The sequence below is a fragment of the Bradyrhizobium sp. BLXBL-03 genome (genome assembly GCF_051853015.1).
Lineage (GTDB): Bacteria > Pseudomonadota > Alphaproteobacteria > Rhizobiales > Xanthobacteraceae > Bradyrhizobium > Bradyrhizobium manausense.
The window spans coordinates 7,583,293-7,605,090 of record NZ_CP182470.1; the positions used below are offsets into that span (position 1 = coordinate 7,583,293).

General features: G+C 60.2%; 21 protein-coding genes. 4 read left to right on the forward strand and 17 right to left on the reverse strand.

Translation table 11 applies throughout. The annotated features are described in order from the left end of the window. Positions 1-531: 531 nt before the first annotated feature. The 10 genes from ACNJX9_RS35835 to ACNJX9_RS35880 form a co-directional block, all read right to left on the reverse strand. Positions 532-798: a hypothetical protein gene (locus ACNJX9_RS35835; RefSeq protein WP_439406812.1), complete on the reverse strand. Its 267-nt coding sequence runs from the start codon at positions 796-798 to the stop codon at positions 532-534. Positions 799-992: 194 nt separating this feature from the next. After that, positions 993-1,502 carry a hypothetical protein gene (locus ACNJX9_RS35840; RefSeq protein WP_439406813.1) on the reverse strand — a complete coding sequence of 170 codons (510 nt, stop codon included), beginning with the start codon at positions 1,500-1,502 and terminating at the stop codon, positions 993-995. Positions 1,503-1,736: 234 nt separating this feature from the next. Beyond that, the gene (locus ACNJX9_RS35845) at positions 1,737-2,174 is read right to left on the reverse strand and encodes a CopG family transcriptional regulator (protein ID WP_439406815.1); all 438 of its coding nucleotides are present in this window, start codon (positions 2,172-2,174) and stop codon (positions 1,737-1,739) included. A gap of 9 nt (positions 2,175-2,183) precedes the next feature. Beyond that, a complete protein-coding gene (locus ACNJX9_RS35850; RefSeq protein ID WP_439406817.1) occupies positions 2,184-4,184 on the reverse strand; it encodes a conjugal transfer protein TraG in 2,001 nt (666 codons plus the stop codon). 265 nt (positions 4,185-4,449) lie between these two features. Further along, positions 4,450-6,201, reverse strand: coding sequence for a relaxase/mobilization nuclease domain-containing protein (locus ACNJX9_RS35855; RefSeq protein WP_439406819.1), 1,752 nt, complete (start codon positions 6,199-6,201; stop codon positions 4,450-4,452). Positions 6,202-6,435: 234 nt separating this feature from the next. Next, positions 6,436-7,269, reverse strand: coding sequence for a lytic transglycosylase domain-containing protein (locus ACNJX9_RS35860; protein ID WP_439406820.1), 834 nt, complete (start codon positions 7,267-7,269; stop codon positions 6,436-6,438). 80 nt (positions 7,270-7,349) lie between these two features. Then, a complete protein-coding gene (locus tag ACNJX9_RS35865; RefSeq protein WP_439406821.1) occupies positions 7,350-7,859 on the reverse strand; it encodes a S26 family signal peptidase in 510 nt (169 codons plus the stop codon). Further along, positions 7,859-8,323, reverse strand: a complete 465-nt coding sequence (locus ACNJX9_RS35870) for a DUF2840 domain-containing protein (protein ID WP_083513999.1) — start codon at positions 8,321-8,323, stop codon at positions 7,859-7,861. The genes ACNJX9_RS35865 and ACNJX9_RS35870 overlap by 1 nt, the downstream gene beginning before the upstream one ends. A 334-nt stretch (positions 8,324-8,657) precedes the next feature. Next, entirely contained in the window at positions 8,658-9,560 is a 903-nt protein-coding gene (locus ACNJX9_RS35875) for a replication initiator protein A (RefSeq protein ID WP_439406823.1), read from the reverse strand. 3 nt (positions 9,561-9,563) lie between these two features. Continuing rightward, positions 9,564-9,842 (reverse strand): helix-turn-helix transcriptional regulator, encoded by a 279-nt coding sequence (locus tag ACNJX9_RS35880; protein WP_083513998.1) that lies wholly within the window; start codon positions 9,840-9,842, stop codon positions 9,564-9,566. A gap of 1,221 nt (positions 9,843-11,063) precedes the next feature. Between ACNJX9_RS35880 and ACNJX9_RS35885 the strand changes: the two genes are divergently transcribed. Further along, positions 11,064-12,269: a sulfotransferase family protein gene (locus ACNJX9_RS35885; RefSeq protein ID WP_439406825.1), complete on the forward strand. Its 1,206-nt coding sequence runs from the start codon at positions 11,064-11,066 to the stop codon at positions 12,267-12,269. Positions 12,270-12,751: 482 nt separating this feature from the next. On the opposite strand, the gene ACNJX9_RS35890 is transcribed toward ACNJX9_RS35885, so the two are convergent. From ACNJX9_RS35890 to ACNJX9_RS35900, 3 genes are all read right to left on the reverse strand, one after another. Further along, positions 12,752-13,270 (reverse strand): DUF2285 domain-containing protein, encoded by a 519-nt coding sequence (locus tag ACNJX9_RS35890; protein ID WP_439406827.1) that lies wholly within the window; start codon positions 13,268-13,270, stop codon positions 12,752-12,754. A 49-nt stretch (positions 13,271-13,319) separates the two neighbouring features. Continuing rightward, the gene (locus ACNJX9_RS35895; protein WP_439410196.1) at positions 13,320-13,451 is read right to left on the reverse strand and encodes a transcriptional regulator domain-containing protein; all 132 of its coding nucleotides are present in this window, start codon (positions 13,449-13,451) and stop codon (positions 13,320-13,322) included. A gap of 219 nt (positions 13,452-13,670) precedes the next feature. After that, positions 13,671-13,949: a DUF2285 domain-containing protein gene (locus tag ACNJX9_RS35900; protein WP_439406828.1), complete on the reverse strand. Its 279-nt coding sequence runs from the start codon at positions 13,947-13,949 to the stop codon at positions 13,671-13,673. 103 nt (positions 13,950-14,052) lie between these two features. Between ACNJX9_RS35900 and ACNJX9_RS35905 the strand changes: the two genes are divergently transcribed. Next, entirely contained in the window at positions 14,053-14,334 is a 282-nt protein-coding gene (locus tag ACNJX9_RS35905; protein WP_439406829.1) for a helix-turn-helix domain-containing protein, read from the forward strand. Here the strand turns inward: ACNJX9_RS35905 and ACNJX9_RS35910 are convergent. Then, positions 14,314-14,670 (reverse strand): hypothetical protein, encoded by a 357-nt coding sequence (locus ACNJX9_RS35910; protein ID WP_439406831.1) that lies wholly within the window; start codon positions 14,668-14,670, stop codon positions 14,314-14,316. The genes ACNJX9_RS35905 and ACNJX9_RS35910 overlap by 21 nt on opposite strands. Before the next feature lie 39 nt (positions 14,671-14,709). After that, positions 14,710-16,482, reverse strand: a complete 1,773-nt coding sequence (locus tag ACNJX9_RS35915) for a sigma 54-interacting transcriptional regulator (protein WP_439406832.1) — start codon at positions 16,480-16,482, stop codon at positions 14,710-14,712. A 410-nt stretch (positions 16,483-16,892) separates the two neighbouring features. Between ACNJX9_RS35915 and ACNJX9_RS35920 the strand changes: the two genes are divergently transcribed. Further along, positions 16,893-18,368 (forward strand): benzaldehyde dehydrogenase, encoded by a 1,476-nt coding sequence (locus ACNJX9_RS35920; protein ID WP_439406833.1) that lies wholly within the window; start codon positions 16,893-16,895, stop codon positions 18,366-18,368. An 80-nt stretch (positions 18,369-18,448) separates the two neighbouring features. Continuing rightward, positions 18,449-19,549: an NAD(P)-dependent alcohol dehydrogenase gene (locus ACNJX9_RS35925; RefSeq protein WP_439406835.1), complete on the forward strand. Its 1,101-nt coding sequence runs from the start codon at positions 18,449-18,451 to the stop codon at positions 19,547-19,549. A 524-nt stretch (positions 19,550-20,073) separates the two neighbouring features. Here the strand turns inward: ACNJX9_RS35925 and ACNJX9_RS35930 are convergent. Continuing rightward, a complete protein-coding gene (locus tag ACNJX9_RS35930; protein ID WP_439406837.1) occupies positions 20,074-20,394 on the reverse strand; it encodes a DUF736 domain-containing protein in 321 nt (106 codons plus the stop codon). Positions 20,395-21,444: 1,050 nt separating this feature from the next. Next, a complete protein-coding gene (locus ACNJX9_RS35935) occupies positions 21,445-21,783 on the reverse strand; it encodes a hypothetical protein (protein ID WP_439406838.1) in 339 nt (112 codons plus the stop codon). Positions 21,784-21,798 lie beyond the last annotated feature (15 nt).

Genomic DNA, 21,798 nt, shown 5'->3' on the forward strand with positions numbered 1-21,798 from the left:
CGCGCCAGGGCTCCTCGCCACGCAAGGGCCCTGCGTCTCGCCTTGGTCCCCCACCGTCACGTCTATAAGGTCGCTGCGGGCCTCGGCCTTGGACCGTCTGGGTGGGCACATCATGGACGTGCCCCTCTTCTTGTCCGCTCGCTGGGTGCGACGGGAGCGAGCGTCCTCGTGAGGTTTCAGCCTCTGAATCGTCGCGCCCCCCTTCCACCTCAGATCGCGACACGCCGGATTCCGGCAAGGAGCGCAAACGACGACGGCTCCCCCCGATTGCGCCTTGCAGCGCAGCTCCGAGGAGTCGATGTGGGCCGGCTGGAGGACCGGCAAACCGGCCTGCACTTCCGCGCGGCGCGACGCGAGAATATGCAGCGTCTGAATCCTGAGGCTCAGAACGCATCCGCTCCACAACAGAATTGAACGATCGGCCCTCTTCACCTGGGCCAGAAGCCCGCCCAGTGCTAGACCCCTCAGCACCTCGACCTTCGTTGGCACCAAATTCTGAAATGGGTGATTTGCCGCGCTCGTCAATGGGCCTCATAATCCATCTCCAATGTAGCGGAAACTGTGCAGGCTGCCCTCACGGGCGTGATAGCACGCGCCGTCTCGGCCGCTTGTCCTCGTCTTATCTCGCAGAGCTGATTGAATGGACCGTCGGATCCGCAACTGGCGAGCACGCAGAGTCTTCAATTGCATGCTCTTACGAACGAGCGATCGATAGAGCGCATCAATCACCGAGCCAAAAGCGCTTTCGAGAAACACACTCAAGAATCCCAAGAAGCGGCGCTTGGCGATGCCGTCCAATTTGATGTCTTTGGGCTTTTTCTCGGATGCGACAGCCCTTTCGCGGGGTCATCAAAACTTGCCCAGATTTCCACAGCCGACCACAGCAACAAATACAGATGTTCGAGCCACGATATCAGATTGACCATGCGGCTTGACAGATTCCAGAGAGACAATCGGCCACGCAAATGAGGTGACGGGAGCCGCGGCCCCAGTCACTTTGGTTGAGTAGCTTCAGGCCAATCTGCAAACTCCATCTCGAATCGACGAAAGCCGACGGGTTTGGTCGTAAATTTGACGGTTTTTCCGGAGAGAGCTGCCAACGAGCCGGATGCGAATTTGAACACCGTCTTACCGGTAGCTGCGATACCGGCGGCCCTGTTGTCCTCCATGACCGAGGAGCCGTCCCCCTCCACGAGCTGACCGACCGCATATCCTTCGAGCGCGCGGTGAACGTCGAGAGAAGCCAAGTACCTCCCTTTCTCACTGTCCCATTCGCTGACCGATATCGACGTGATTCCTGCGTCCCTCAGCAACCCATCTGCAATGTGGCAGGTATATTGAAGGCTGACAATGATGTGCCCGTTTCGATCACCTACCGGCTCTCGATCGGTTCCGTCTATGGTGCAGTCGTAGCGTCGGATTGAGTCCGCGAGCGCCCCCCCAGTCGGCCCGAGCAACCCGAAAGCGGAACACAGGACAATAGTGAGAAACGATTGCTTCATTTGCCGATCTTTCGCGGACATGTCTTCGCGAGAAATCTACAACTTGACGCAAGGTCCGATTCAAGCTCCTTCGATCTGATGTTGTGCGGGCTCATGCTGACAACGGTTGTCGGCACAGAACGGCCGATAGACGCGCGCGAGGTTGAGTTGCAACGAAGGATTGATCGTGCTCGGGCGAGCGCCTTCAGTCCTCCTGCACAATACTTACGGCCGCTAGAAAAAAGGCCCGCAAGCTTACACGGGATCGGACTTCTCCGGCCCTTCACTACGTGGCTCTACGTCCGAGCTAACTTCCTTCGCCAGGCTGTGTCCCTTTGCCAGGCGTCGGCCCAATGCTTCGACAAATGAATCATAGCGCTCGCGTCCTTTTGCCTGGGCTGCTGGTTGCGCCGTGTCTGGTAAAGGCGGAGTCGCTGTCAGCCAAAACCGGACGAACAGGGCTAACGCTTCGTTCGAAATTGTGACGTGGCGTTCAAGCCGCTCGAGCTGGCGGGTCAGTCGGTCCAATCGCCGGCTGAGCGCCGCCTCCATTCGCTCCGAACTATCGGGCGACAAGAACGTGGATAGCGCCGTCTCCACAATCAGCGCCTGAGCCACCCGCTTGCGGCTGGCATAGTCGGCGAGCTGAATCGCGAGATCCGGCGGCAGGCGAAAGGTATGCTTGGTCCGCATGTCCTCAGCTCAGAGATCTAGACCGTCGGCCGGATCCATTGCAGCCTGACGCGCAAGACTTGACGCCTGTTTGCGAAGAACGCCGGCGCGCTGAACCTCATCGTCAGCTTCCTCATCGGCAAACTCGAACTCTGCCCTTTCCGGGCTGCGGTCGAACTCCACCTCCTCATGCTCGCCGAGCTCGGGTTCACGCCGAATGCCACCATTGGCCGGATCGCTGCTGGAAGTACTGTGCTGCTTCTCTGTAGACCACTCCTGTTTGGTTCCTAAGGCGCTAGGCAAAGGCAGTCTGCTCCAGTCGTCGTGCGACGATTGGATGGCATCTTCACCGGACCGAGCTGGAGGGAGTACTCGTTCACGCAGTCGTGGATCTTCGTAGTAGCGTGCCTTCTTGGCTCGGATCGGCGGGCAGCCCGAGACCAATATTAATTCATCGTCCGACGGCAACTGCATGACCTCACCGGGTGTCAGCAGGGGCCGTGCCGTTTCCTGTCTGGACACCATCAGGTGCCCCAGCCAGGGGCTCAACCTGTGCCCAGCATAATTCTTCATAGCGCGCAGTTCGGTCGCCATTCCGAGAGCCTCCGAGACCCGTCTTGCAGTTCGCTCGTCATTCGTCGCAAACGCGACGCGGACATGACAGTTATCGAGAATGGAATTGTTCGGGCCGTAGGCCTTTTCGACCTGGTTTAGGGATTGGGCAATCAGGAAGCTCTTGAGGCCATAGCCGGCCATGAACGCCAGCGCCGATTCGAAAAAGTCGAGCCGACCCAAAGCGGGGAACTCGTCGAGCATCAGCAGAACGCGATGCCGGCGTGCCTCGGCGTGGAGATCTTCTGTGAGGCGGCGTCCGATCTGGTTGAGGATCAACCGCACCAGCGGCTTGGTTCGGCTGATATCTGAGGGCGGCACCACGAGATAGAGCGTCGTCGGTCGCCTCGCCTCCACGAGGTCGCGAATACGCCAATCGCTGCACCGCGTGACCCTCGCCACCACCGGATCGCGGTACAGCCCGAGGAAGGACATCGCGGTCGACAGTACTCCGGAGCGCTCGTTTTCGCTCTTATTCAGGAGCTCGCGCGCTGCGGACGCAATGACGGGATGCGGACCGACATCACCGAGGTGCGGCGTTGTCATCATCGCGCGCAGCGTCGCCTCGATGGGCCGCTTGGGATCGGAAAGGAAGTTGGCGACGCCCGCCAATGTCTTGTCGGGTTCGGCGTAAAGCACGTGCAGGATGCCACCGACCAGAAGCGAGTGGCTTGTCTTTTCCCAGTGACTGCGTCGTTCTAGTGCTCCTTCGGGGTCCACCAGGACGTCGGCGATGTTCTGGACATCCCGGACCTCCCATTCTCCCCGACGGACCTCGAGCAATGGATTGTAAGCCGCCGAGTTTCGGTTGGTCGGATCGAATAGCAGCACCCTTCCATACGAAGAACGAAAACCAGAAGTCAGAGTCCAGTTCTCGCCCTTGATGTCATGGACGATGCAGCTACCCGCCCAGGTCAGAAGGGTAGGAACGACAAGGCCGACGCCCTTGCCTGATCGCGTCGGCGCAAAGCAGAGTACGTGCTCGGGCCCGTTGTGTCGAAGATAGTTGCGGTCAAACCGCCCGAGGATGACGCCATCCGGTCCGGTAAGCTGCGCTGATTGAAGTTCGAAAGGAAGCGCCCAACGCGCAGAGCCGTAGGTTGCGGCCGTCTTCGCCTCTTGGGCTCTCCAGATCGACATGGCAAATGCAACTATGATCGAAATGAAGCCACCCGATGCTGCGATGCAAGCCCCCTCAATGAATATCATTGGGGCGTAGGCGTCGTAGGCGTACCACCACCAGAAAAACGCGGGCGGCAGGTACACGGGCTTGCCATATCCGAGCTCAAACCAAGGCTGCCCGAGTTGCGGCTGGTATCCGAGTTTCCAAGCGACCCACTGGGTCGCCGCCCAGGTCGTCATGAGCACGATGGCAAGGACAAGAATGATTTGGCCCCAAAGGACCTTCGTCGCAGACATGGCAAGCGTTCATCAAACCCTGCCAGTCTTGATCCACAACGTTAAATTTGCGCGAGCGTAGAAATGGCGGCGTTTGCGGAGCAGAATGATCTTGGATCTGGAGCTCCGCCGCGATCTGCCGACCATTCCCATCGTTCTCCGATGCAGTTTTTCCTCGCTATTGTGGGCAGAACTGCCGGAGATGGCAGTCGGCCTCGGCTGCTGTTTCTCCAAGCTGTCCCCGAGCAATGCTTGCCGGTTGATCCGATGGGGCACGCCACGTCAGCTATAGCCCCAACCCTCGCTTGCGGCCGAGCTTCCATTCGACTCTGCCGCCACGCGTCTTAACGCCGGATAGCTCCTTTCCGAGATGCTGTTCCAGAGCTGGCCGCCAAGGCACCAACTCAAAGCCGAGTCCATTGTCGATCATGGCGAAACGCCCCGAGGCAAGCGTCACGCGCTGACGGTAGATTCCGGTCACATCATCACCCTCAGTTGAGGGCCGATAGGCAAGTCCTGTGACGGCAGAAAGCTTGGCGGACGCTGCGAGCAGCTCGCGCTGCTGCAAAGTCGCGAGCAAGTCGCGTGCAAACACGATGCGCTGTCCGTTGCGGTGAACAAGGCCTTGGCCAACGAGGTGGTCAAGGCGCGCATGCATTGCGGACCGGACCTCGGCGCCGAACCCGCCACCGCTGAGCGGCGGATTTTTGGCGAGAAGTTGGCGGTCGAGCCAGGTAGCGCCCTTCGCGATCACCTGCTCCTCAATAGACAGGTCCGAGCGAACGGCGAGCGATATGCGACGTTGTCCGTTTCCATCGGTGTAGGCGCGCAGCTCGACGATAGCGCCGGCTGGCGCATCGCCGGTCAATTCAAGATCGTCGAACCGTAGATGATGGGCTCGGCCATCAACGCCTGCGACGATCGCATAAGCGGTGCCCTTCAACTCATCGTCCAGACCACGTTGAACCAGACGGCCAAGGACCGGATCTGTGGGTTCTGCTGCGTGCAGGGCGAAGGCGGCGATGTCCACCTCCCGGCCCTCGGCGCTCATCGCCCGATGCATGGTTTTGATGATGTCGCCGCGCGTCCCGAGCTGGCGAAGGGCCTGCTCGAGCCCCGGTTTCAAATTCCAGCAGGCGGACCCTGTAGGCTCGGCGAGGCCGAGGCGTTCGAGCTTGGCAGCCCTGCCGAGCAGCAGCCGGCGTAGCTCTGGATCCTCACCCTGGCGACCGGGCCTGAGGTCCGCCACCCCGGCGCAGTCATCGCAAATGTCGCGCAGCGCTCGGTCAAGGCTGGTCCAGCGCTCAGCCTCGACCTCCCGTTCAAGGCCGGTGCGAACCTCCTGTTCGCTGCGGGGGCCAAGCTCAAGGGTAACGCGGTCGGCGGCGCGATCGCGAAGACCGCGACTGATGTACTCGCGGCTGATCACGAGGTCTTGTCCGTCATCGGCACGGCCACGTATCAGCAGATGGACATGCGGGTTGTCCGTATTCCAGTGATCGACCGCGATCCAATCGAGCTTGGTCGCGAGATCTTTTTCGACATCGCGCAAAAGCTCGCGCGTAAAAGCCTTTAGGTCACCTAGCGCCGCGCCGTCCTCAGGCGAGATAATGAACCGGAAATGGTGACGGTCGCCCTCGCAGCGCACGGCGAAGCCCCGCTCATCGGCTGCATCAGAGCTCGCGTCAAACATCGAGGCATCCCGGCCATCCCGTGTAACGCCCTCGCGTTTAAGATAGGCGACATGCTTGGCCAGTGGCGCTGAGCGGAATCGCGTTCCCCGATGGCGGACGACGCGCGCTTTCGTGACTACGCGCCGGGCGTTCGAGCGCAAGCGGATCGAGATTGCTGCGCGCCGGCCGCGGCCAAAGTTCGAGCGGCCGCGCTCCGAACCTGATTGAAAGTTGTTGCCAACGTGTCCGGCCCTCTTAGCGGCACGCATGACCTGTCCGACAAAGGTTTGCTGCCGCCTCGCACCGCGGTTGCCGTGGTCAATGCGCCCGGGCCGGACGCGCAGGTCATCGTCGCGCATTGTCATGGCGTAAAACGACTCCGTACCGTTGAGACGGCGCAGTAACGATTGATTTCGTTGGAGTAATTTCTAGAACGTCTGGCAGGAGCAGTTGCGCCGCTGCTAAATTGTCCAATCCAACCAACCACAACGGCCGGACCGACGGCCGGCCTTTTCCCTTGCCATCCGCGGTCGGTTAGTCCCTGCACCTTCCCCAGCACTCTCCAACTCGCGATAACGCGCGACGAAATGCGATTGGGATCATCGGAGTTCCGCTTCGGTTGATCGCTGCACAAACAGCTGGCTCACGCCAGGTACGAGCGCGAGCCCGTCCATGTTTGAAAAGCCTTTTGGGCTATTCCTGAAATCCAGAGGGGATGTCGATCTTGCATTAACCCAGGAGCCGTCGGAGCGGCCAAAGAATAATGCTGCCTGCCGCCACCGAACGGTTTGTCGGATAGCCAAAGTAGCATGCTCGTGCTGTTTGATGCCGATCAAGCGTACGAGCTTGGCAACGTAAGTTTTTGTTTCCTGAGGGAGCGGTCGCCCCGATGCGAGATATTCCTCGTAGCGCTTTGGACCCACGTTGTAAGCTGCGAGAAATCCACCAGGTCCAAACCGGTCGAGCATCTCGCGAAGATAGGCCGTGCCTGCGAGAATGTTGTCGTGGGGGTCAAAGGGATTGGCACCGAGATCGTAACGACTACTTAGCTCGACCCAAGTCTGTGGCATGATTTGCATGAGGCCCAACGCGCCCCGTGAGGAAACGGCGCCAACATTGCCGCTGCTCTCGACTTGCAGCACGGCACGAATCCAGTGCTCCGGGAGCGCAAAACGTCTGGAAGCTTCAGACAAGAAGGCAGTGTATAAATCGGTATGCGGAGAGCTCAGCGAGTGCACACCGAGCGCTGGTATTGGCGTCTCCGCCAAAGCGCCCGACGACAATTGAAGAACCAGCGCAGTTCCCACCAGCCGGACTGCCATCGCATGAACTAACGCGCAGGTTCTTGCGCTCGAGCACGCTGTAGGTAGCGGCTCCGGCCGCTCGGCGTGAAGCCATCGGCGACAGGCACGGCGGCGCACAATGGTTTTCATAGATCTGGCCGGAACGGGGCAGGAGCGCTGAGATCGATCGACCGGCGAAACTGCGTATCCATGGAGTGGGGGGAGCAAGATCAGTCTCCCTCTGTCCACACCGGCAGGGCCTGTCCGATGACCGCGGATACTGGAATTGGCCCGAAGTAACGCCCATCGAACGAGTCGGCCGACTGCCAGTTCATGAGAAAGACTTCATCTGACGCTAGGAGGCGGCATCCGAGCCATGCCGGCAGCGGCCGGCCACGTGCATCGCGCTCTCGCGCCAGTCCCATTTCGATGCTATCGACGGAGATGGTGAGGCCATTTCTGCAAACGGTTTGTCCCGGCAACGCCAGGACGCGCTTGAGCATCGGAACACCGGTCGGCAGATACCCATTCAAGTCCAAGAAGCTGGCAAGCGGCTCGGGCGGCCGAACTGCCACAAGCTCAGTGAGAGCCAATCGTCGCCCGGCTGGCTCTAGACGATAAAGACCGATCGGGACGCTCTCAGAAGCGTTCCAGATGTATGACGGCGTCGCCTCTCCGCCAGACCAGATCACGAGAGCTACAGATCCGCAGATTGCTAAAACAATCGTCAGCTGTCTCATCAGAGCTCTCGCTTTCGACGGCGCAGCCAGGCCTGATGGCGCGCCTGAGTGTAGGTTCGCGGGGTTTCGCTGACAGAAAGTCGGTTATGAACATGATGCCAGTAATCCGGCGCAGCATCGGCCGGATTGATCCCAAGTGCCTCCACTGCATCAATCAATTGCAGTGCGCGCTCGACTTTTGCCCATCCTGACAATCGCAGCAGGCTCTCTCCGCCGGGAATGACCCAGGGAATAGTTGAGTATCGCTGCCGTGACGAGGCGGCACGTAAAATGTCGATGCGGGACAGAACGGTTCCAAAATCATTGGATGTCCACCGCACGAAAGCGAAAATGCTTCCGGTCGCAAATGAAAGAACGCGCCGGTGGCGGTCAATGACCTTTTCCGATACGGGTCGACCGAAGCGAATGCGGTTCTCGATCCGCCCTTTAAGCCACAAGAGTTCAACAGTTGTGAGATCGCTCATCCGACGGCTCCTTTGTTTGGAGACGTCTTTAGGCCGCGCGTAGCTGCGGTTATCCTTCGGAACAGGCCGACAACGAGAATGGCAGCGGCGAAACGGTTCTGGTGGAGCGTCGTAAGGCGCCGCTCGGAAAGCCCTGCGACTGTCGCCTCCTCGCTAGTTGCAGGCACATAGCTCTGAATTGTTAGCAAGAATCCGAAGGATTCCTGGTTAGCAGAGTTGCGGGCGCGAAAAGCGACTGCACAGCAGAAGGTTAGCAGTAATTTCCGTCCCCAATAGCACGAAGGTCCGGTCCCCGATGGCACGAAAGTTCTGGTCCCTGATAGCACGATGCAATTCACAGGTTTTCCCCCGACTGAGCGATGCGCCCGCGCCTTTGCAGCCGTTCAGCATTGGGGCGGACCTGAAATGGCGCGAAGCTCAATCGCTCCACACCGTCATTGTCACGCGTGATGACAAGCCGACATCCGGGCAGAGTCTGACGATGGACAATCTGGCGCAGGTCGTAGGCAAAGTTTTTGAGCGGGGATAGGCTGCCAGACTTGGCATGAAGGTGGACGAAATCAAAGCTCCAACCGCCCGCTTGACGGCCGCCATGTTTGCGCACGAGGCGATAGAGCCAGCGCTCAAATCCGCCTGTCAGATCGAAATACGCGCGGTCGATCGGCAACACCAACGCTTTATCCAGAACTGCCGTGTAGAACCAATCCGGCAAGATCAGCTCGATTCCGCAGGCGCGGCCGTGCAAGTCGGCCGCCTCGCGCCATTCATTAATCCAGGAGAAGCGATGCCGCCGGCGCTCGGGCGGCTGGCGAATCGAGGTCAGGACCGTTGTTGATTGTAAGCAGTCGAGTGCAGCCTTGAGGCGCTCATAATCGCGCACGCTGGTGCCGCGGCCCGCAAAGCTCAGGATCTCGTAGGGGGTGGCCGCCATCAACCTGGACGTTTTCAGGCCGGCATCGCGAGCCTCAACGATCTGTGAAGCGGCCCAGATCAAGGCGTCCGCATCCCAAATCGTCGCCATTCCATGTTCCGGCACAGCCTCCACACGAATCGTGATTGTCCCAGCGCGGAAGTCGATCGGCACAATTCGTTTCGATTTTGCTAGCGAGAAGAACGGATAGGCCATCAAGCCTTGCGCATCGCGCGGGGCCAGATCGCGACGCAATGAGCGAAACAGATCGAGTTGACCGCGCTCCGCATGAGGTCGCCCATGGGCAGAGGATTTGCTGTCCGACATGGGTCAGCGCCGCTCTTTGCCCGCATACGGAATTGGTGTGTGGCGCTTTGCGGGCAGGACCGTACCTATGCCTGGATCGCTGGTCGATTTCCTGGCCCCGCGATCCACCCACGCTTTTAGGTCTTCGAGCGCATAAACAACGCGACCGCCGAGCTTGCGATAGGTCGGCCCCGTGCCATAGGTGCGATGCTTTTCCAGAGTTCGGCCGGACAGGCCGAGAAATCGCGCCGCTTCGGGGGTACGCAAGTAACGCGGTGGCAGGCCGGCGGTCGGATCGGACATACGAGAAGCTCCGTGCTCGTCTGGAGGGCAAGCGAGTTTGATTGCGCGCCGACGAGCATCATGGCGGAGTAGAAGCACTTAGGGGGATGCCGAAGTTACAGGTGTATTTTTCGGCACCCCTGCTCGGTTCCTTCCGATATGACAGCAGAGCACCATTGGTCGGCCCCACACATCAGCCGAAACGGGTTGCGCAAAGTGATAGTCCTACGCCTTTCGTGGGTTTAGAGGCTGCAATTGTTCCCGGCCCGAATCACCGTTGGAGGAGTGACGCGCAACTCGTCGATCTGACCATCGAAGGCGCGCCAGCAACGTCAATCCTTTGCGACGTAGGGAAAATGAAAGATAGGTTTTGGTCGACGGCCATGATTGCGCGCCACAGACAGTATCAGGTGCCTGCGCCGATCTCGAAATCTGCAACGAGGGCAGTTTGACTAAATAGTGGCACGGAATTGCTGTGCTGTTTCAGAGACAGATAACGTCGAGCCGAGTTGACATCTATCCACTCGATGAATGCGGGCCATCAAAACTATTGATTTTCCCTGATTCTAGGAATGAGGGATAGACAATCTCGGCTTGGAGTACTTGAGGTTTATCGGGACGGGCTGTCATCTTCCCTTGGATCTTCAGCGAGCATCAGCCGAGGCGCAAGCCCTTTGCAATTGTCTCGCAGGACAACGTTCCCCTGATCGTGCCATCCGGCTCATTCCTCTTGGTCTCGGCTATTTCCGATAAACACAAGTAGAGGTTTGCCTTACCTCTCCGTCTCGATAATGCTCAGCTGCTTGCAGCTTGGAGACCGGTTGGCTCCTCGGGCTCCGCGAGGACGTGATCGCTGCCGATTGCCGCTCCAGTACTGCGGTCCTGGCAAATGGATGGAATTCGTGGCAGCTAGATCGTTTCGGAACATGCACAGGCTATCTTAACGACGGGGCACAAACGGATGCCACACGCCATGCAAATCTGCCCTTTGCAACACTGAAGGATCGTACGTATCGCCTTGCGCGGTGTGCACTTGGGCCGGGCCGAACTCAGGCAGGCTCCCGGAGCAGTAGACTCAAAGCCTGATCGCGTCTACTTCATCGGACTTTGTCGCCGGATGAACTCACCTTCCTGGATGGATGGACACAGTTGAGACGCATCTCGTGCGTATTGCTGCTGCTTCTTTCGATCGGATGAAGGGTTCAGGACGGCCGCTTTGTCTGCCCAAGATAGAAACGGGGAATGATGAGCCAGGACGTAAACCATTCGCCTGCTGTGTGCTTCCTTCTGGGTCTCCCCCGCTCGGGGACGACACTGCTGGCGCATTTGCTTCAGCAGCACCCGGCTATTGTGGCTCCGCCTGAGCCCTGGCTGATGTTGGCACTTGAGGCGTTCGGTCGGGTCGACCACTGTCATCCGGCCGGGGCGTCACTGGTTCAGGCCGCAACCTCGCAATTCCTAGACCGAATTGATCGAACGCGCGTCACTCGCGCTTTTGCCGATGCAGCTTATGGTCAGTATTTGGCAGCAGCCAGCAAGCGCACGCTGGTAGACAAAACTCCGCGCTATTGGATGGTGCTCGATTTTTTGGATTCCCTCTATCCGGAGGCTCCGCGAATTGTTCTGATGCGCAATCCCTATGCCATTGCCGCCTCACTGAAATCGACGTGGGGCGTCCCGCTTCTGTCGGCAGGTTCCCCGCCCGCGGTCGCAGCCTGTCTCGCCGATATCGTGCTGGGACGGCCTACGCCCGCGATCGCGTCTTCTCTTGCCGATCTCGTCCTGGGTCTGCCTGCGCTTGCGGCTTACTGCAGTCGACCTCGGACGCAAGTCGTGCGGTATGAAGTCCTTGTGGCGCATCCCGACGAGGAAATCCGGTGCGTGCTTGGCGGCCTTGGTTACGCTCCGGCCGAGATGCCTTCGGCACCGTTGGAGCAAATGGACTATCTCCGCTCCAGCACTTTCGGTGATCGAAAGATCTTAGAGAAAAAAACCATCGACGATCGCTCAGTCCAAACTTGGCGAACCGAACTGGGCGTCGAAGAGATGCAGGTAGTGACGGATCTAGTCGGGGTCCAGCTTTTGATCGAGCTCGGCTATGAGCAAGACCTTCGGTTCGCAGAACAAGCTGGCGTTGTAGATAAGGGCCGGGAAGTCACCGAAAGCTATCGCCAGTTGTTTCGAAGCTGCTGGGATTTCCTCAAGAGCAAGACAGGAGGATTATTTGACACTGCAGCTAGCGGCGCCGAGCTAAACAGTATTGGCGGGCAAGCTGGAGAGAACTTCTCCTTGCCTTTCGGGCCCTCGATATTTGTACAAGCGCGACGACTGGCCGAATCCAAGAGGGAGGAGAATTTGCGGGATTCAACTTCAATCGCCGCGCAGTTGACTGACGCGCTCTCGGCTTCGAGGGCCGCTCAAGATGCGATGCCGGGAGGCCATTCGTGACGGCGTGATGAAGTTGAGAGGCAAGTTCGCGCGCTTGGGCAGACCTCTTGATTGGAGAAGTAACTCGAGGCGCAGCTTTGGCCCTCGCGCGCAAGCGACATGAAAGCGGAGAACGACAAATGCGGCATTTGACGCATAGATGGCCGAGATATCCAGCACAGATCAGAACAATTGCTAACTTGCTCTCGTTGAAATTTGGTGTTCTCCGGGCGCCCGCGCCATGCACAAGCCGTCCTTCCATACTTGAACTCGCGAAAGTCAGGGAAAGGCGGCAGCGCCATCGAGCATCGGAAGTCTTGGCCTCGGCTGCCTTACACAACGCCAAACTGGCTACCGGCGTCAGAGTAGACGTTCGCGTACTCGAGCTAGAGGAAGCCGGTGTGGCGATAGGCAGCCGAGGTCTCCGCGGGGCTCGCCCAAGACTTATGTCACTTTCAAAGGCGGCGAGCGATCTTCAACGCCCTTTTCTGTTCCTTGCGAGATCAAGGACGGAGCAATGCGCGGTAGCCGTCGCGCATCAGTGCCAAACCGACCTGAACCAGGCGGATAATTCGGCTTCGTAGCTCGTGGGTTTTCCAGGCCCGCTCAGAGATGCGTCGTTGGCCAAACAGTACCTCCGCGATGGCACGATAGGAGGCGCCGTCCATGTGCCCATCAAGGGCGCGCAGGCTCAAGGCCAATCGCTCACGCTGTTGTGTCGATATCTGGCGAAGCGGAGGTCCTGGCGGACGCCCCTTGATTGCACGCCACAATCGACATGAGGCGTGCGCGCGAATCTCGAAGTCCGCGTCCTCCAAGGGCAGTTCGATAGCATAAGCGGTACCCAACCGCGGCGCCTGCTTGAGCCACAGGTGATGCTGGGTTCCGTCAATGCGCAATACAGCATGCCAACCATCATCTGCCTGTCTGATGCTGTCCGATGCAAGATCGGCACGCTCAAGCTCAGCGGCAAAGCCGTCCGAACCGGGCGCGCTTTCAACGATCGGTAGCACTGAAGGCATAGCCTCCGGCGCCCAGAAGATGGTCTGCTCCTGAAAAGACCTCTGCGGGTCATGGGCGAAAGCAGACGCCCCATCTCCTCCGAAACTCAGGAGTCACTTGCCGGTGTTTCGAGAGCGTGTCTCGGTAGTCAGCTTGATATTTAGGATTGCGACGGAGGCTTTCCCAAGCGAAATCCGACATCTCGCCGGCTGTGACGCTCTGATACGACTGAGGTGAGCGCCAATCGAATTTAGACACTGCTGTGATCTCCCGCCAAAGCAAAATTGCGTCGCAGTGTCTATAAAGCCCTGGGTTGTTGCGGAAGTCCCGAATTGTGCATCACACGTGATGCACGCAATCGATCACGCCACCAACGAGAGAAGTTATTCTCTCCGGCGCAACCCCGGCGATAGATTTTTGCTATTTGAGATCGCCAATGCGAAGCAAGTGGCCGTAGCCGTGGACAGCCATCCATTTTGCGCGAGCCAAATGGCTGTCGTATGCATTGCGAGCGCGGACGGGCTCGCATTCAGAATCAAGATGCAACACGACCCGCACGACTTCTTTCCAGTCCGCGCCGTCCGCCTCAGCATCGAGGAGGCGCCAATACGTCACAAGATGCTGCTCGTCGTAGGTCGTCAGCACTGACTCATTCGGCACGACGTCTGCGATCTTTGGATCTAACGCCAATTTTTTCATGTGAGCTCATGCGGCGGGTGCGTTGACTTTATCTGACGAACTTACTGCAATAGGTTGGCTATAGCCAGTGGTTTGATGGTCCATCAAATGGCTGCTTTAGCGCATGAAAGCTCGTGCGCTTGTGGCCTGGAATGTGCGAAGGATCCGTGTGGATCTCGGTATTCCGCAGGAGCAATTGGCTTACGATGCGGGAATTGACCGCTCATACATGAGCGGCGTTGAGCGGCAAAAGGAGAACCCCACAATTGATTTTCTCGATCGGATCGCTCAAACGTTAGGTGTTCATTTATCTGAGTTCTTTGTTCAACCACCCAAAGGAGCGACGTCTCAAAAGACATTGCGCAAAGGCCGCAAGCCGACACGTTCACGTCACAAAAAGAAGTAGGCACTTTTCGCATAAATTCGCGCGGAACACATAGCAATTTGGCCGAAACTTTGAGTGGCTGCGGGAGTGTCGCATTCCGAATCGCTCGACCTTGCAGATCGGAGGCATGGCTGGCACCGATGCGAAGGTTATGGCGGCTTTGATGACGAAGTCGACAATCATTGTGTCCAGGTGGTTGGCTCGGCGATCCTGATTGCCGCGATCAACGCTGGCATCAATATATCGATGCCCGCAAGTCCACCTTACGGGTATCAGCAAACGCCGACGGATGCCGCGCGCAACAGTTTTGCTGAATCGTTCGGCCGCGCCGCCGAACAGACGATCAATGTCGCTCATCAAGCCGGCGTTCTTCCAGATTACTTCCCTCGCCGCGACCTATCGGTTCAGACCGAGCCGCCGAAGCCGATAGTCGAGTTGCGCTCGGCTGATCCTGAGCGCGCGTGCGGCAGCCGAGACGTTGCCGCCGGTCCGCGCCAGAGCCGCCTCATAGGTGGCACGTTCAACATCTGCAAAGGACGCGCCAGGATCGGCTGATGGCGCAGCAGGCGCCTCAGGCTGGGCGCCGTCTGCATGGAACGGCATCCGTCCCAGCCGTCCCTCGCTCGTGAGCTGGATCGAGAACGGTGGCAGCAGCTCGGAGCCGCTGAAGAGATGGCCGAGGTCGATCACACCCCGATCGTCGGCATAGACCACGCCGCGCTCGATCAGGTTCTGCAATTCGCGGATGTTGCCGGGATAATTGTACTTGAGCAGCGCATCGGTTGCGCGCCGGCTGAAGCCGGTGAGACGCCGGCTATGCCGCGCGCAGTAGAGGTTGAGGAAATGCGCCATCAGGAGCGGAATGTCGTCGCGCCGGTCGCGCAGCGGCGGGATCGCGATCGGAAACACGCAGAGGCGGAAATAGAGATCCTGCCTGAAGCGGCCGGCCGCGACTTCCGCTCTGAGATCGACATTGGACGCCGCGACCACTCGCACGTCGAGAGAGATGGTCTTGATGCCGCCGACGCGCTCGATCTTGCGTTCCTGCAGCGCGCGCAACACTTTGCCCTGCGCCGAATAAGTCAGCGAAGCGATCTCGTCCAGGAACAGCGTGCCGCCCGAGGCGCGCTCGAAATAGCCCGCGCGTGAAGCGATGGCGCCGGTGAAGGCTCCTTTCTCGACGCCGAACAATTCGGATTCGACGAGCTGCTCCGGGATCGCGGCGCAGTTGATGGCGACGAAGGGACCGGCGCTGCGCCGGCTCATCGCGTGCAACTGACTGGAGAACAGCTCCTTGCCGACGCCGGACTCGCCGACGAATAGCACGGTCGCATCGGTGGCGGCGACCCGCTCGAGCTGGCGCCGCGTGCGAACGAAGGCCGCGGACACACCAACAGCGACATCGCTCTTGGCATCGACTTCCGCAAGCGCCGCCTGTTCGGCAAGGGGGACCTTGGTCGCGGGGTGAAGCGGGCGACTCTTCCATTCCAAACCAAAATATTGCCGCTCCGGCGCGTCGCTCCAGGCGTCGGCGTGCTGACCGATGATCACGCAGCGCGGCGCGCCCATGGCCGCGCATTCGACCTCGCGAAAGATAACGGGCCTGCCGAACAGCTCTGTGGTGTAACCGGAGGGATAACCGACTTGGAGCCAGCAGACCGGCTCGGTCGCAAGCCCATAGCTCGCAACATGCTCGGCAGCTTCCGATGAATCGTCCCAGTAGAACTCGCCGAAATAGGTGCCCTTGTCGCGGTCGAACTCGAAGTGCCGGGTCGTGACCTTGACGAAGCCTTCCAGCGTGTGCACCCGCGGTCCGGCGGCCAGCGCGTGCGTCAGGTCTTCATGCGGAAAGCGCTTCTGGATCAGCGCGGCGTCGCGCGCGCCCTGCATGTAGCCAACGCGCATGAAGATCGCCTTGGCAGTCTCCATGCCGAAGGCGTCGATGATCTCGGCGCGCAGACGTCCCAGCACCTGCGATTGCATCAACACCATGCGCTGGTCGTTGAGCCAGATGCGACCATCGCCGAGCGCGAAATGCAGGGACTCCGCCAGGTCGTCGAAGGTCGGCGGAGCGCCGGTGTGAAGCTCGCTGCTCGCGCCGCGACTGAGGATCTGCGCCGAACGGCGCGACGCCTCGGCGAGCGAAATCAGGGACTCCTTGTCAGGCATGCCAGCCTTCGATTTCACTAAATCATGAAATCGAGCTTAGAGGGATTTCACGATTTCATAAAGAGATTTAAGCGAGGGCGCGGCCGCGATGCGCCCTCGCCGACTCGTCATAGACCGCATCTATTTGAAATAATTTGATAATTTATCATGTCCAGAGCCTTTGCCGGTGATTAGAACCCGCGTGGCACCGGCCTTGCTACTCCCCGGATTAAGGGAGGAAAACGAAAACAAGAGGGCTGGCCCGCAGTGCCGAGCACGACGGATGGAGCTCATCTGCGTCCGGGTCACGACGATCTTACACATCGCCGGCGTGCGCTCTTGCGACTGTTTCCCTCCCCCATGCCGCAGGCATCGCGCCGTGCGGATCTGCAACAACAGCCCGCGCTGGCGGGGACACTGGAGGATCTTTGATGAACACGCAGGCTCACAATTTCATCGGCATCGAGCGATGGCGGGGCAAGGCATTTCTTGGCGAATGGTCGGCGACCGGCGGCGGCGTGGCTGATGTCAGCGATCCCGCGACACGCGCTGTGCTCGGCTCGGTCGGCATCGGCAATGCCTCTGACGTCGCGAAGGCCGCATCAGAGGCGCGGCTCGCACAGCCGGCCTGGGCAGCCAGGCTGCCTCAAGAGCGCGCTGCAATCCTCAACAAGGCGGCCGACCTCCTCGAGCGCAATGCCGAGGAGCTGATCGGCTGGATCATGCGCGAGAGCGGGTCGATCCAGCCGAAGGCGGCAATCGAGATCGAGCACGGCGCCGGCTTCGTGCGTCATGCCGCCGCTGTTGCGCTCGAGCCGAACGGAATCCTGCTGCCGTCGATGGAGCCGGGCCGCTCGAACATAGCCAAACGCGTACCGCACGGTGTCGTCGGTGTGATCTCGCCATTCAATTTCCCGCTGGTGCTCTCGATCCGCGCCATCGCGGCTGCGCTCGCGGTCGGCAATGCGGTCCTCCACAAGCCCGATCCGCGCACGGCTGTGTCGGGCGGCATCATCATCGCGCGCATCTTCGAGGAAGCCGGCCTGCCGCGCGGCGTGCTGCAGGTCGTGCCCGGCAGCGCAGACGCGGGCGAAGCCATGTGCGCCGACCCCAACATCGCGATGATCTCCTTCACCGGCTCGGCCGCAGGAGGCAGCAAGGTCGGCGAGGTCGCCGGCCGCAACCTGAAAAAAGTTCAGCTCGAACTCGGCGGCAAGAATTCGTTGATTGTGCTCGACGATTCCGATCTCGATATCGCGGCGTCCAACGCTGCCTGGGGAGCATTCCTACACCAGGGGCAGATCTGCATGTCGACCGGTCTCGTGCTGGTGCAGAAGAACATCGCCGAAGGGCTGGCAACCCGCATCGCAGAGAAGGCGCGGCATCTGCCAGCCGGCGATCCCTCGTCCGGCCGTGTTGCGCTCGGACCGATCATCAGCGACGCACAGGTCGCGAAGATCCGGTCCATTGTCGACGATTCGGTGGCCAAGGGCGCGCGGCTGCTCGCCGGCGGCTTGCATGACGGCCGCTATTATCAGGCGACGGTGCTGGCCGACGTGAAGCCCGGCATGCTCGCTTTCGAGGAAGAGATCTTCGGCCCCGTTGCCTGCATCGTCAGCTTCGAGACGGACGACGATGCGGTCGCACTCGCCAATCTCTCCGAATATGGCCTGGCTGCCGGCGTCATCTCTGGCTCGATCGCGCGCGCCCGCGCGGTCGGCGAGCGCTTGAACGTGGGCCAGCTCCACATCAACGACCAGACGGTGAACGGCGGTCCGTTCGCGCCCTTCGGCGGCCGCGGCCGCTCCGGCAATGGCAGCCGCGTCAGCGGCCCCGCCATCTGGGAGGAGTTTACACAGTGGGTCTGGACCTCCGAGAAGCCGCAGGCAACGCCCTACCCGTTCTGATCTTCCGCATGGCGTCCGGCGCGCACTGCGCCGGATGCCACGCTCCCAATCCCTTCATTCCCTGTCCGGAGATCCCACAAATGAAAATCCGTGCCGCCATCGCCCGCGAAAAGGGCGCGCCGCTCAGCCTCGAAAGCGTCGACCTTGAAAATCCACGCGCTAACGAAATCCTGGTCAAGGTGGCCGCGACCGGCGTCTGCCATACCGATCTCGTCGTGCGCGACGGCATGCTGCCGACGCCGCTGCCCGTCGTGCTTGGCCATGAAGGCGCTGGCCTCGTGGAAGCTGTCGGCGCGGCCATCACCAAGGTGAAGCCGGGCGATCACGTGGTGATGACGTTCAATTCCTGCGGCGCCTGTCCGAGCTGCCGCGATCACGCAACCACCTATTGCCACGAATTCTTCCCGCGCAATTTCTTCGCGACGCGCGTCGACGGCAGCAGCGGCCTTTCCAAGGACGGTGAACGCATCAACGGCAACTTCTTCGGCCAGTCCTCCTTCGCAACCCACGCGCTCTGCCATGAAGCCAATGTCGTGAAGGTGCCGAGCGATGCGCCGCTCGAGCTGTTGGGACCGCTGGCCTGCGGCGTGCAGACGGGCGCCGGCGCGGTCCTGAACGCCTTGGGCGTTTTGCCTGCAAAATCCTTTGCGGTGTTCGGCGCCGGCTCGGTCGGCCTATCGGCCCTGATGGCCGCGGTCGTCATCGGCGCGACCACGATCATCGCGGTCGACACCAAGCCTTCGCGGCTGAGCGTCGCCAACGCGCTTGGCGCGACGCACACGATCGATCCGACTAAGGTCAATCCAGTCGAAGAGATCATGCGGATCACCGGCAGCGGGCTGAATTTCGTGCTCGACACGACCGGCGTGCCCGCCGTGATCCGCAGCGCGGTGGAAAGCCTCGGCCCGCGCGGCGCCTGCGGCATCCTGGGGGCTTCGGGACCCGATGCCGAGATCGTCCTGAACGAAACCCACTTCATGAGCGGCGGCCGTCGCCTGATCGGCATCGTCGAAGGCGAGTCCAATCCGGACATTTTCATTCCGATGCTGATCGATCTCTACCGGCAGGGACGCTTCCCCTTCGACAAGCTCGTGAAGTTCTACTCGCTCGACGAGATCAACAAGGCCATCCACGCCTCGGCAACCGGCGAGGTCATCAAACCGATCGTGCGAATGACCTGAGACAGATGCGAACGAACATCAATCAGGCAAACAACACACGACGTCAATTCCTGAAGAGCACGGCCGCCGGTGCAGTGGGCCCGAGCCTCAGCGGACTCAACCGGAGTGCATTCGCAGCAGCTGACGATGTCATTGGGATCACGCCGAGATAGGCGCGCCGTACGGTTGGATCGGGCATCATCGCAGCCGGATCACGTGTTTCGTCGTGGGGTCTCGACCGTAATCGGCGTGGGGGGCCGACTAATCAGATTCAATGCAATCAATGACTTGATGGGGTCCCGAAGACGCCGATGGGGGGCATTTTTCGATCAGCATTCACACTGTAGTCACCCTGTTCGAGGTCGCAAGGTCACGTGCTTAGTTTACCCGAAAGGAATCTTGCAACGTGCCTCCCAAAACAGCAAAGCGAAATTGAGAGGATCCAGTCCATTGTGATTGATCCGTCCGTCTTGACGACGCTTTTCTGCCGGCGTGAAAGAACGTCCCGCCCGATGAGATCGGGCGGGACGCTGGCGGAGCGAGGGTTACTCGCCGGTCTTACGCGGCCGTGACCAGAGGAGGGTGTAGCCTTCGCCGGCTTCATCGTCGAACAGGTTGGCGTAGATGGGCGCGTTGAACGAAGGGTCATCGAGCTTGAGCGAGAGGTAGTCGCGGCCTTCCTCGGACCGCTTGGACCAGGCTGCCCCGATTTCCGCCCGGCCCACATAGACGCGGTGGCTGGGAGCGCTCTCGTTTGAGCGGTTGGCCTCGGGGACGATGCGCACGCCCCTGGCCTGCAGACTCAGCGTGACGATCTCACCCTGGAAATCGTTTCCGACCTTTTTGAACGAACCGATGCTAGCCATGTCACTTCTCCTTGAGGTTGTTTCGAGCCCCGCGACCACCGCGGCCTCGATGGCGATCTGAGGGCCGAAGACGATCGGCGACGCACCCGCTTTTCTCGCGGGCCGGAGCGTTAAGCGGAGGACGCCGACGGGGAGACTTTCTTGTCTCGCGAGGAATGGGCGTTAGCCCAGGGGAAGAAAGTCTCAACCGGCGGCGTTGCGGCTCAGACGATCGAGGCGCAGCCGGTCTTCGGCCAGATCAAGCCAAGAGGCGAGGTGCGTCCGAGCGCTGAACACAGACTGAAGCGGAAGACCTGGCAGAGCTCGACCTGCAACACAAGAAGGCAACCGGTTTCGAAGTAGAGAAAGAAAGAGCGTGCGGGAAACGGCGACATTGTCGCTGAGAAAAAGCCCCGACCGAGCCTCTCCCATTGACCCCGACAGGGCCGAATGCGGCCGGCACCGCCGTGGTCTAGGAACGAAGACCGCCACCCTGTTCAGAAGCTTCTCAATGACCGGGGCCCGCCCGAAAAGAAAGCAATTCCAGACATAGCGGCCAATCACTATTCCTTCTAAGTCCATCAGGGCCAGTTAAGGCGGACTTTGCTCGCCACTGCGCATTTGGCGATTGCGGCGAGCCGAGAGTCCGCTCGATGTATTCGGGCTGGTACTTATCCGTTATCCGAATGAGTTCCTCCACGGGCCACTCGCATCGTGTCCGGCATGCATCAAGGGCCAAGACGAGCGGCAGGCCGCCCTTGAGCGTGCAGTGGCTGGGCATCGCCTAGCCGCAGTCTCGGCATAGGCGCTGGGGGCACTACTTACTGACGAGCCCGAAGATAAGCTCGGCAAGCGGCTTTTCATCGCTACCGAAGCTTTCGATCATGGCGCCCATCACCGCTTCCTCGCATTCAGCTCAGCCAGGAAGTGTGCGGCCTTTGCCGCAAAATCTTTGGCATGGTGCCTTATGGTTTTGCGTGGCCAGGAAGCCGAACAGCTTCGACAGCTCGCGGTCGATGCTCTCCAAACGGCAGAACATGCTGCCTCCCGTCGATATCCGGATTTTGCGGATTATTCCCGCTCAGACACGGACATCTTGGAAGAGGTGCTTGTGGATGGCCTTGCAGTGCGCGTAGCCACCAACCTGCCGGAAGGCAACGGCTCCTTGGCCCGCTGAGCCGTGATTTCGGCCTCGAAGGCGTCCAGCTCGGTTTGCTTCCTTAGGTTCAGTTTGTTCTTGAGGAGACCGTCGTGCCCTGTACGGCACTTCAACGGCGTCGTACATTGAAGGGGCGAGCTCTGCTCGTGGGCCTTGATGATTTCCCGGCGCCGCTCAGCTACCGACAGCCCATCGCGGTCAAGCTGGGCAACCCGCTTCGTCATGGCGCCCGAAGGCTTGATGCCTTCCACGGCGCTGATCTTCGC

Bases quoted from the DNA above. Each gene is read 5' to 3' on its own strand.
- ACNJX9_RS35840 (WP_439406813.1), bottom strand. From the start codon at position 1,502: ATGAAGCAATCGTTTCTCACTATTGTCCTGTGTTCCGCTTTCGGGTTG.
- ACNJX9_RS35845 (WP_439406815.1), bottom strand. From the start codon at position 2,174: ATGCGGACCAAGCATACCTTTCGCCTGCCGCCGGATCTCGCGATTCAG.
- ACNJX9_RS35850 (WP_439406817.1), bottom strand. From the start codon at position 4,184: ATGTCTGCGACGAAGGTCCTTTGGGGCCAAATCATTCTTGTCCTTGCC.
- ACNJX9_RS35855 (WP_439406819.1), bottom strand. From the start codon at position 6,201: ATGACAATGCGCGACGATGACCTGCGCGTCCGGCCCGGGCGCATTGAC.
- ACNJX9_RS35860 (WP_439406820.1), bottom strand. From the start codon at position 7,269: ATGAAAACCATTGTGCGCCGCCGTGCCTGTCGCCGATGGCTTCACGCC.
- ACNJX9_RS35865 (WP_439406821.1), bottom strand. From the start codon at position 7,859: ATGAGACAGCTGACGATTGTTTTAGCAATCTGCGGATCTGTAGCTCTC.
- ACNJX9_RS35870 (WP_083513999.1), bottom strand. From the start codon at position 8,323: ATGAGCGATCTCACAACTGTTGAACTCTTGTGGCTTAAAGGGCGGATC.
- ACNJX9_RS35875 (WP_439406823.1), bottom strand. From the start codon at position 9,560: ATGTCGGACAGCAAATCCTCTGCCCATGGGCGACCTCATGCGGAGCGC.
- ACNJX9_RS35880 (WP_083513998.1), bottom strand. From the start codon at position 9,842: ATGTCCGATCCGACCGCCGGCCTGCCACCGCGTTACTTGCGTACCCCC.
- ACNJX9_RS35885 (WP_439406825.1), top strand. From the start codon at position 11,064: ATGATGAGCCAGGACGTAAACCATTCGCCTGCTGTGTGCTTCCTTCTG.
- ACNJX9_RS35890 (WP_439406827.1), bottom strand. From the start codon at position 13,270: ATGCCTTCAGTGCTACCGATCGTTGAAAGCGCGCCCGGTTCGGACGGC.
- ACNJX9_RS35895 (WP_439410196.1), bottom strand. From the start codon at position 13,451: ATGTCGGATTTCGCTTGGGAAAGCCTCCGTCGCAATCCTAAATATCAA.
- ACNJX9_RS35900 (WP_439406828.1), bottom strand. From the start codon at position 13,949: ATGAAAAAATTGGCGTTAGATCCAAAGATCGCAGACGTCGTGCCGAAT.
- ACNJX9_RS35905 (WP_439406829.1), top strand. From the start codon at position 14,053: ATGAAAGCTCGTGCGCTTGTGGCCTGGAATGTGCGAAGGATCCGTGTG.
- ACNJX9_RS35910 (WP_439406831.1), bottom strand. From the start codon at position 14,670: ATGAGCGACATTGATCGTCTGTTCGGCGGCGCGGCCGAACGATTCAGC.
- ACNJX9_RS35915 (WP_439406832.1), bottom strand. From the start codon at position 16,482: ATGCCTGACAAGGAGTCCCTGATTTCGCTCGCCGAGGCGTCGCGCCGT.
- ACNJX9_RS35920 (WP_439406833.1), top strand. From the start codon at position 16,893: ATGAACACGCAGGCTCACAATTTCATCGGCATCGAGCGATGGCGGGGC.
- ACNJX9_RS35925 (WP_439406835.1), top strand. From the start codon at position 18,449: ATGAAAATCCGTGCCGCCATCGCCCGCGAAAAGGGCGCGCCGCTCAGC.
- ACNJX9_RS35930 (WP_439406837.1), bottom strand. From the start codon at position 20,394: ATGGCTAGCATCGGTTCGTTCAAAAAGGTCGGAAACGATTTCCAGGGT.